A 9,695-nucleotide genomic window follows, 5' to 3' on the forward strand; every position below is an offset into this window, starting at 1 on the left:
GAAGAGTTGCTCAAGCTATGGGTGGAGTTTTTGCGGTGATTGGTACTCCAACAAGAGCACCCAAACCTCGCGGAAAGTCTCCTGGTTGGCAACCAGGAAAAAAGCGTCTCCGTAAAAACCGATGCCCTATTGTTAAAAAAAACCGTAACCCGACCACGGAAAAAACCATCGGTTGCTGTTTAATACCTAAGATTATTCATACTTTTGCTAAGTCTCTGATTAACTCAGCCCTGCTGGGTCTTTTTGCATGGCTTAGTCTAAACTCCAGTATTAAAGGTTTTTTGGGTTATGATTTACAACTGAGTTATAAAAATAACTAATATATTTAATAGCAAAGCTCTGTGTTCATGGGATTTACATCTGCTGAGTTTGCTTGATCATATTTGCTCTGCGTTTAAAATCAAACCTACGATAGATGTTTTAGTATTAATACTCAAATAAAAGTTTTTTGGTAGCATTTTTGTGGTTCTATACCTTGAGATTGACGCTTCTAGTACCACATTTGCTAGTAAAATCGAGGTATTAAGTTTTATTGCTAGTGTTAAGCAAGTTAAACTGCCGAACACTTAGTTATTTATTTTCCGAAACTTCAGCAGAAGCTCTAAACTGGAAAACTGTAAAGAGAGGATTTCACAAAATGGCATTTACACAGCCCCCCCTTCCTTTTGCATTTGATGCTTTAGAACCATACGGTATGAAAGCTGAAACTTTTGAGTACCACTATGGCAAGCATCACAAAGCTTACGTAGATAACTTGAACAAACTTACAGAGGGAACAGAGCTTGCTGATAAGCCATTAGAAGAAGTAATCCAACTTGCTTTTAAAGATTCCTCCAAGACAGGCGTTTTTAACAATGCTGCCCAAGTTTGGAACCATACTTTCTTCTGGAACTGTCTGAAGCCAGCAGGTGGCGGCACACCTACAGGTGATTTGGCTACCAAAATTGAAAAAGATTTTGGCAGCTTTGATAAATTCAAAGATGAGTTTTCTAATGCCGCAGCAACTCAGTTTGGTAGCGGTTGGGCTTGGTTAATTGATGATGGTGGCACCTTGAAGGTAATGAAGACACCCAATGCTGAGAACCCTGTTGCTCATGGTAAAAAGGCACTTCTAACCTTAGATGTTTGGGAACACGCCTACTACATTGATTTCCGCAATGCTCGTCCAGCATTTATCAAGAACTTCATGGATCAATTGGTGAACTGGGATTTTGTCGCTGAACAATATGCTGCGGCTTAAATCAGTGAACAGTGATCAGTAAACAGTGATCAAAAACTGATAACTGGTCACTCGCCGAAATTTCAATTGGTTTACTAAAACTTAAGACAGTCACGATGCTAGTCGTGACTGTTTTTGATTCATTATTGTATTAGAGCAACTTATATATTCAACAATTTGAGAAATAAAAAACATGGATAGCAAAGACTTAGCCCAATACATGGAAGCGACTGACAGCATCGCCAAGCCTTGGTTGATGGTACAACTGCGACTGAAGAAACTCCAAGAATTGCGTGAAGCACTTTCAGAAACTGAATACGCTGATACTTTGGCTGATATTCACCAAGATTTAATGAATTTGGGTGAATGGTGGCGTGGTCAAGAAGATGAGGTATTTGAATAAGTCAAGGGTCAATTGTCAATTTGAAATTCTCTGTACTATGTGTTATGGACAATGGACTCTTGACAATGGACTGATGATAAAGTGGTTAGTGCGTTGATCACGGTGTTTTAAGTAATGGATTATAAGGACGCAGGAGTTGATGTTGAGGCTGGTCGAGCTTTTGTAACCCAGATTCGTAATTTGGTTCATAGCACTTTTAGACCGGAAGTGTTAGGCGGATTGGGAGGCTTTAGTGGCTACTTTCAGTTACCAACTGGTTTACAGGAACCAGTGCTAGTCTCTGGTACTGATGGTGTAGGTACAAAGCTCAAAATTGCTCACACTCTCAACATCCATGACACCGTTGGGGTTGATTTGGTGGCGATGTGCGTTAATGATGTGTTGACATCTGGCGCAGAACCACTATTTTTTTTGGATTACCTGGCAACTGGTAAGTTAAAAAAAGAGCAATTAACTCAAGTTGTGGCGGGTATTGCTTCTGGTTGCAAACAAGCAGGTTGTGCTTTGTTGGGGGGAGAAACAGCAGAAATGCCCGGTTTCTACCAAACTGGTGAGTATGATTTGGCTGGCTTTTGTGTAGGAGTTGTAGAAAAAAGTCAGCTACTCGATGGTTCGCAAGTACAAGTCGCAGATGTGGCGATCGCTCTGAGTAGCGCAGGTGTTCACAGTAATGGCTATAGTTTAGTTAGGAAAATTATCTCTGATCACGGTTTTGCTTGGGATCAACGCCCAGAATTACTCGGTGGTAAAACTTTAGGAGAAACTTTCCTCACACCTACCCGTATTTATGTCAAACCAGTTCTCGCTGCACGCCAAGCGGGTTTAGAAATTCACGGTATGGCTCATATTACTGGTGGTGGCTTGCCAGAAAATTTACCCCGATGTTTAGGACAAGGACAAGCAATTAAAATAGACACTGATAGTTGGTCTATTCCACCTGTTTTTCAATGGTTAGCTGAGACTGGTTCGGTGAGTCCCCAGGCAATGTATAACACTTTTAACATGGGGATTGGTTTTGTCTTACTTGTACCTCCGCAACAAGTACAGCCAGCAGTTGATCATTTTGAGTCACAAAATATTGCAACTTATGTCATTGGTGAAGTGATTAGTGGCTCCGGCGAATTATTAGGTTTACCGGAATAAATGACAAATTAAATACATCTGATGAGGTTGATTTTTTTCCTAATCAAGTGGGTTTTATACTGAAATAATCAGTATCATAGTCGTTATTTCTATATCTGTGTTTTGTGGAAATAACGGATAGATTTAGCACTTTTTATTACTTTTGTTGAGGTTGGCAATCGAAAATACTCATGACCAATTGCATTTAAATTTGCTAACGTAGTCTTAACATATTGAAAAATATTACCAACCAAGCTTAAAAAAAAGCCACCAACACTATGTAAAAGTGCTGGTAAGTTCCGAGCTATGAATAGGTTGTGTTGGAGTGTTAACTATCACTCATTCACAAGAAAAGAGGGGGTTATGACTGTCAATTGTATTCGGACTGCTTTTGCCTCTAGAGAATTATTAGAAGAAGTATTTCAAAACATCGATGCTCAAAGTTGTCCGAAGTGCTTCAACTTTCACATGCATACCATTTGCTCTGATGGCAAATTACACCCTAGTGGGTTAATGGAACAAGCGATCGCGATCGGTTTAGAAGGACTGGCAATCACTGATCATCATAGTATATCTGGCTACCAATTAGCACAACAGTGGCTAGAAGATTGGCGATGGAATAACCCAGGTGTCCATGTTCCTCACCTCTGGAGTGGTGTAGAAATTAATGCCGATCTGCTAGGTATAGAAGTTCACATTTTAGCTTATGCCTTCGATCCTACACACCCAAGTATCAAGCCATACATCCAAAGAAGAATTACTACAGGGGAAGAATATCAAGCAGTTAACGTTATTGGTGCGATTCAAAAAGCTGGCGGGTTAGCGGTACTTGCTCACCCAGCACGCTATAGAAAATCGCATTTAGAATTAATTCCTGCTGCTGCGGAACTTGGTATTAACGGTGTGGAAAGTTTCTACGCCTACAACAACCCAAAACCTTGGAAACCCAGTGCGACAGAATCACAACAAGTCCAACAATTAGCTGTTGAATACGGACTTTATAACACCTGTGGGACTGATACTCACGGTTTGAGTTTATTGCAGCGATTGTAAACACGGAAAAATTATGAATTATGAATGATGAAATGTTCAGAATTCATCATTTTTCAACTCGTTTAACTTCCTATTTTTAACTTGGTGTGCGGCCGATCGCAACACACACCAGTTACTAAAAATGCGATCGCACCTACGCGAATCTCTATTTTAAGGATGAATCACCCTACAATGAGCTTGAGGTGGTATAAAAATGAAAAGTAATGGCGCGATCGCTTCGAGTAGCTCTAGAATGCATTCAACTAGTTAAATTAGCTCTCCAGCGTAATGGCTATTCTAGTCAACAAGCTTTAGCTATCGACATAGGTGTGTCTTTATACACTGTAGAAAAGTTTCTCAGTGGTGAACTAGTTGATGATCTGGATTTTGTTAAAATTAGTGAGAAGTTGGGGCTAGAATGGCAAGCGATCGCATCCCAAAATCACAAAACTCAGCCGCCTGTACTTGAATATTTGAGTCCTGAACACAGGCGTAGGTTAGAAGAGAAACAAAGAACACTTCAACAAGGGTGGGATCTCAGAAATGAAAAACTGAGACAGATCACAAAAGCTTTAATTTCTGAAACAAATCCAACGATTCAGTTTCAATTACAACAGCAACTAGAAAAAGAAAAAACTGAACTCGCAAATCTTGAAAATCAGCTAAATCAAATTGAAGCAAGATTGCAACTAGCTTCACAAGAGCAAATACGAGTAATAAATACTCAAGTATCTCCATCCAAACCAACAAACGAGGAACCCTCACCCTTCATCACTGGTTCACCCATCACTCATCCTCGACACTTTTTTGGACGTGAACGAGAACTCAAACGCCTTTTTAACATACTCAAACGCCATCCCCTGCAAAACGCCGCCATCATCGGCAAAAAACGCATGGGTAAAACTTCGCTGCTGCATTATCTGAAAAATATCACCACCACCCCACCAGAACAGCTGCGTCTTAATCAAAAGTTCGATTGGCTACCGCATCCCGAAAATTACAAGTGGATATTCGTAGATTTTCAAGACTCGCGCATGGCTTCTAGAGAAAGACTTCTCAGTTATCTATTGGAAAATCTAGGAATAGAACAGCCGACCCATTGTGATTTAGATAACTTTATGGATGTGGTTAGCGGCAATTTGCATCATCCCACAGTGATTTTATTAGACGAGATTGGCGTAGGATTACAACGTTGTCCAGAATTAGATGATGAATTTTGGGAGTGTATGCGTTCTTTGGCAACTAATCATACAAATGGGAATCTAGCCTTTGTTTTAGCAACCCATGAATCTCCTATTGAACTAGCACACAATACTGGACATAGTTCACCTTTTTTCAATATTTTTGGTTATACCGCATATCTGGGATCACTAACTGAATTAGAAGCACGAGAATTAATCGCAAGTTCGCCCATACCTTTTTCTGAGGAAGATGTAGAGTGGATTTTAAATCAAAGTAAATGCTTGCCTTTGTTAATGCAAATTCTTTGTAGAGAAAGATTATTTAGTTTAGAAGAAGGAGAAACTGATCATAATTGGCAGAAGGAAGGGTTACAACAGATAGAACCATTTGTGAATTTGTAAATCCAGTATTGGGATGAGCAAGTAGGTTGGGTTGAGGAACGAAACCCAACACTGATCATAATTGGCAAGAGGAAGGGTTACGACAGATAGAACCATTTGTTAATTTATAAAGCAAGTAGCAAGTAGGTTGGGTTGAGGAACGAAACCCAACAGAATCACGATAATATTGGGTTTCGCTGTCGCTCAACCCAACCTACAATTATCCTTACTTAAATTGTGTATTGTGTAGTGTAGATTGGGTTGAGGAACGAAACCCAACACATATCACTTAAATTGTATAGGTTAGATTGAGGAACGTAGACCCGCCCTGCGCGGCTTCTTGCAGAGTAACCCAACACATATCACTAAACAAACTTAATAAATGGAATATCAAAGAGCAAAAATAGAAGGCGGCACGTATTTTTTTACTGTAGTCACATACAACCGACACAAATTTCTATGTGAACCTAACAACGTTTCTTTATTAAGAAATTCTTTTCGATATATTATGAACCAACATCCATTTAAAATTGATGCCATTGTTTTATTGCCAGAACATTTACACTGTATTTGGACATTACCCAATGGAGATAGTGACTTTCCCACACGTTGGCGTTTAATCAAAAGTTATTTTAGTCGCCAGTGTACTTCAGTGTATCAATCAGAAATATCGACATCTAGACAGAATAAAAAAGAAAAAGCAATTTGGCAACGTCGTTTTTGGGAGCATTGCATAAGAGATGAACAAGATTTCAAGGCTCATGTTGAGTATATTCATTACAATCCTGTGAAACATGGATTAGTGAAAGCTCCAAAGGATTGGGAATATTCTAGTTTTCATAATTATGTTCGTCAAGGAATCTATGATGCTGATTGGGGAGTAGGAGAGGAAATTGTATTTGATAAAAGTATTGCAAATGAGTAATTTTCTTGTAGGTTGGGTTGAGCGACAGCGAAACCCAACAAAACCACAATCATATTGAATTTCATTATTCGTGTGAATTGGGTTGAGCGACAGCGAAATCCAACAAAACCACAATCGTATTGAATTTCGTCATTCGTGTGAATTGGGTTGAAGAAAATTAAACTTCAAAAATGAAAGGAAATGTTGGGTTTCGTTCCTCAACCCAACCTACAACTGATTGGGGAGTAGGAGAGGAAATTCTATTTGATAAAAGTATTGCAAATGAGTAATTTTCTTGTAGGTTGGGTTGAGCGACAGCGAAACCCAACAAAACCACAATCATATTGAGTTTCGTTATTCTTGTGAATTGGGTTGAGCGACAGCGAAACCCAACAAAACCACAATCATATTGAGTTTCGTTATTTGTGTGAATTGGATTGAACAAAAATCAAACCTCAAAAATTAAGATAAATGTTGGGTTGAGGAACGAAACCCAACCTACTACTACTTTGCAAAACCCAACAAAACCACAATCGTATTGAATTTCGTTATTTGTGTGAATTGGATTGAACAAAATCAAACCTCAAAAATTAAGATAAATGTTGGGTTTCGTTCCTCAACCCAACCTACTACTACAACTTTTCATTTTTAATTCTGAATGACGCTCCCCACCGACTACAGCAAAATCTACACCGATGCACCCGAACAACACCCGAATTTAGTTCTGGGTAGCTTGCAATTGTTGTTCTGGCTCCTCTTTCGTCCCTCGGCGTGGCGAAATCATGTAGCCCGGATTGACTCTAACCTCCGCCCAGACTTTTGCCTAGCGGAATTGAACCGAAATCATTGGCGTCATCCAATTTTGCGAAGGCTATTAATCCAGGCATATATTATCTTGCCTATACTCCCTGGCTTGTTGGTTGGCTGTGTGTTGCTGTTAAGGGGGGAGGCAAGTGACAAAGTGGCGTTAGGCGTGGAGTCAGGCGTGGCGTTTGGCGTGGCGTTTGGCGTGGCGTCAGGCGTGGCGTTTGGCGTGGCGTCAGGCGTGGTGTATGCCGTGATACATGGCATGGAGATAGACGTGGCGTCAGGCGTGGAGTTTGGCGTGGAGATAGGCGTGGCAGGCAGTATTGCTAAACGTGAACGAAGTTATTCCTTGGGAAGACAGATAGGAGGTGTTGTTGTTGGTATTCTAGTCGGTATTGTGGCGTCACGCGTGGCGTATGGCGTGGCGTTAGACGTGGCGTTTGGCGTGGCGTTTGGCGTGGCGCCACGCGTGGAGATAGGCGTGGCGTATGGCGTGGCGTATGGCGTGGTGTTAGGCGTAGCTATTGGGTTGCGTACAAATAGATGGCTGATGGGCGTGGGGTTAGGCGTGGGGTTAGGCGTGGTGTCAGGTGTGGTGTCAAGCGTGGCGTCAAGCGTGGAGTCAAGCGTGGGGTTAGGTGTGGGGTTAGGCGTTTTGTTCAGTAGTTTTTTTACTTTGCCTTATGCAATCACAGAGCGCATCGCTGGCACTTTGGCTGGTGTGGTGGCAGGGGCGCTAGGAAATATGGGACTATGGTTCGTCATCTTTTACAGTAGCAATAATACTGGACATCAAGCCTGGTTATTCGTGATTGGTACTTTACTAGGATTAACCTGGGTTTGGTGGCTCTATCCCTTGCAATTGGCATTCAATACCCTACTCTATCAAGCTGAACAACGGCGTTCTGGTAGTCGATCCAGTTTATTATGTTGGCATTCTGCTTTTTGGCACGAACATCAACGTCTGCGTCTTTTTGGTTTGGATGAGCATATTGTCTTGGTGACAGAACGCAACCCAACCGAGGGACAAGCAGCGATAGAGTACTTAAATAACAGTCGTCAGCGCTGGGCTGCACAAGCTGCACAAATTGAACTAGATATACGCAGTTTAGAACGCTGTGCTGGTGTAGAAACTATTCGTAAAGTTCATCCTAAACTAGAAATTGGTGAAATAGAAACTCCTATTAGTCCTCGGTTACGGTTTACCAAGCGCATCAGCGAAGATGTAGACGCTGCTCTCAATCAAAATAGTAGTTACAATCAACGTTTAGTGCTTAGGGCTGTTGCTGACCGGATAGACGCATACTTGGAAGAATTAAACCGTAGTAGTGACAAGTACGCCCCTCGTTTCTACAACATCGCTAAAAGTTGGCGTGAGATCATTATTAAGCACGCTGATGAATTAGCAAGAGAAGCCGAACTGCGACAAGAGATTGAATCGCCTTATGTTTTAGCTGTTCCTCTTACCCAAGAACAGCTGTTAATTTACCAAATTTAACCCGTGAAACCCTAGCAAATGATCCCTTCACCGACTTTGATGAATGGTTAGATCAGGTAGAAAAAGCATTAGAACAAAATACGGCGTTGTTAATGCTAGATGAATTTGAAGTGCTAGACAGCGCCATCACTAAAGGACGCTTTGATGAACAAGATATTTTGGGAATGTTGCGTCACCTCATCCAACATCGTCCCCGCTTCAAGCTGATGCTAGCTGGTTCCCATACTATTGAAGAATATCAGCGTTGGGCTAGCTATCTGATTAATGTGCAAGTTGTGCATATCAGCTATTTGAAGGAAAAGGAAGCCAGACAATTAATTCAGCGCCCTGTCAAAGATTTTACTCTGCGTTATGAACCTGATGCTGTCGAGCGAGTTCTACAATTTACCCGTTGTCACCCGTTCTTAGTACAACTGCTGTGTAGTGAAATTGTCGCTTATAAAAATGAGCAAGATCCCTCTGTGCGGCGATTGGCAAAATTAGCAGATGTGGAAGCAGCAGTTCCCGAAGCTTTAAATACTGGCGGTTTTTTCTTTGCTGATATTCAAAATAACCAAGTAGATGCAACGGGACGAGAGATTTTGCGCTTGATTGCAGCTGAGGGAGAAGAAGGTGTGGTGAGTCGCAAAAGGATATTGCAATTTGCTGATGTGGCAACTAGCACTATCAATTTATTGTTGCAACGGGAGTTGATTGAGGAAGTTGATGAAGGTTATCGCTTCCAAGTCGAGATGATTCGGCAGTGGTTTGCTCAGATTAAGTAACAAATTACTCTTTATAATTCTTCGCTCGGTGTGCGACTAGAGGCGACACATATACCCGCAAACACAAATGCGATCGCACTTACCCAAACCCCAATCTCTGGTGTAATTAATTGCGGTTGGGGAAATACTACCGGAAATAAACCTCCCACTAATCCAAACCCTGCAAAATACATCCCCACTGCTAACCCAGCCCAACGAGGACTTACTAGGGAAAAGGAAAAGGGAATACCACCATTGACTATTAAACCCACATTCCGCACTTCATTTTGTAGCACATATACTAGTACTAATAGATACAATTTCAATTAAATATAATCACGTAAATTAGTGAGTAATTAATATAGACAGTATGACAAACATTACTAACTGTTTGAAATCCTCATG

General features: G+C 41.1%; 9 protein-coding genes and 1 pseudogene. 9 read left to right on the top strand and 1 reads right to left on the bottom strand.

Features of this window, described 5'->3' with window-relative positions; genetic code table 11:
• From ACE1AT_RS19680 to ACE1AT_RS19720, 9 genes and pseudogenes are all read left to right on the top strand, one after another.
• Positions 1-320, top strand: a pseudogene (locus ACE1AT_RS19680) (hypothetical protein); the annotation flags it as partial.
• A gap of 317 nt (positions 321-637) precedes the next feature.
• Complete coding sequence (locus ACE1AT_RS19685) at positions 638-1,240, top strand: superoxide dismutase (RefSeq protein WP_374871343.1); 603 nt, start codon at positions 638-640, stop codon at positions 1,238-1,240.
• Positions 1,241-1,412: 172 nt separating this feature from the next.
• A complete protein-coding gene (locus ACE1AT_RS19690) occupies positions 1,413-1,622 on the top strand; it encodes a hypothetical protein (protein ID WP_096676377.1) in 210 nt (69 codons plus the stop codon).
• A 114-nt stretch (positions 1,623-1,736) separates the two neighbouring features.
• A complete protein-coding gene (purM, locus tag ACE1AT_RS19695; protein WP_374871346.1) occupies positions 1,737-2,765 on the top strand; it encodes a phosphoribosylformylglycinamidine cyclo-ligase in 1,029 nt (342 codons plus the stop codon).
• A gap of 342 nt (positions 2,766-3,107) precedes the next feature.
• Positions 3,108-3,797, top strand: a complete 690-nt coding sequence (locus ACE1AT_RS19700; protein WP_374871348.1) for a PHP domain-containing protein — start codon at positions 3,108-3,110, stop codon at positions 3,795-3,797.
• 203 nt (positions 3,798-4,000) lie between these two features.
• On the top strand, positions 4,001-5,359 hold the full coding sequence (locus ACE1AT_RS19705) for an ATP-binding protein (protein ID WP_374871350.1): 1,359 nt from the start codon (positions 4,001-4,003) through the stop codon (positions 5,357-5,359).
• 361 nt (positions 5,360-5,720) lie between these two features.
• On the top strand, positions 5,721-6,263 hold the full coding sequence (locus ACE1AT_RS19710; RefSeq protein ID WP_374871352.1) for a transposase: 543 nt from the start codon (positions 5,721-5,723) through the stop codon (positions 6,261-6,263).
• 637 nt (positions 6,264-6,900) lie between these two features.
• The gene (locus tag ACE1AT_RS19715; RefSeq protein WP_374871354.1) at positions 6,901-8,547 is read left to right on the top strand and encodes a hypothetical protein; all 1,647 of its coding nucleotides are present in this window, start codon (positions 6,901-6,903) and stop codon (positions 8,545-8,547) included.
• Positions 8,548-8,639: 92 nt separating this feature from the next.
• Positions 8,640-9,311: a hypothetical protein gene (locus ACE1AT_RS19720; RefSeq protein ID WP_374871356.1), complete on the top strand. Its 672-nt coding sequence runs from the start codon at positions 8,640-8,642 to the stop codon at positions 9,309-9,311.
• An 11-nt stretch (positions 9,312-9,322) separates the two neighbouring features.
• On the opposite strand, the gene ACE1AT_RS19725 is transcribed toward ACE1AT_RS19720, so the two are convergent.
• Positions 9,323-9,586, bottom strand: coding sequence for a hypothetical protein (locus ACE1AT_RS19725; RefSeq protein WP_374871358.1), 264 nt, complete (start codon positions 9,584-9,586; stop codon positions 9,323-9,325).
• Positions 9,587-9,695 lie beyond the last annotated feature (109 nt).

The sequence above is a fragment of the Pelatocladus sp. BLCC-F211 genome, assembly GCF_041928655.1.
Lineage (GTDB): Bacteria > Cyanobacteriota > Cyanobacteriia > Cyanobacteriales > Nostocaceae > Pelatocladus.

Excerpts from the sequence above, each read along its gene's own strand:
- ACE1AT_RS19710 (WP_374871352.1), top strand. The coding sequence starts at position 5,721 with ATGGAATATCAAAGAGCAAAAATAGAAGGCGGCACGTATTTTTTTACT.
- ACE1AT_RS19705 (WP_374871350.1), top strand. The coding sequence starts at position 4,001 with ATGGCGCGATCGCTTCGAGTAGCTCTAGAATGCATTCAACTAGTTAAA.
- ACE1AT_RS19700 (WP_374871348.1), top strand. The coding sequence starts at position 3,108 with ATGACTGTCAATTGTATTCGGACTGCTTTTGCCTCTAGAGAATTATTA.
- purM (WP_374871346.1), top strand. The coding sequence starts at position 1,737 with ATGGATTATAAGGACGCAGGAGTTGATGTTGAGGCTGGTCGAGCTTTT.
- ACE1AT_RS19690 (WP_096676377.1), top strand. The coding sequence starts at position 1,413 with ATGGATAGCAAAGACTTAGCCCAATACATGGAAGCGACTGACAGCATC.
- ACE1AT_RS19715 (WP_374871354.1), top strand. The coding sequence starts at position 6,901 with ATGACGCTCCCCACCGACTACAGCAAAATCTACACCGATGCACCCGAA.
- ACE1AT_RS19685 (WP_374871343.1), top strand. The coding sequence starts at position 638 with ATGGCATTTACACAGCCCCCCCTTCCTTTTGCATTTGATGCTTTAGAA.
- ACE1AT_RS19720 (WP_374871356.1), top strand. The coding sequence starts at position 8,640 with ATGCTAGATGAATTTGAAGTGCTAGACAGCGCCATCACTAAAGGACGC.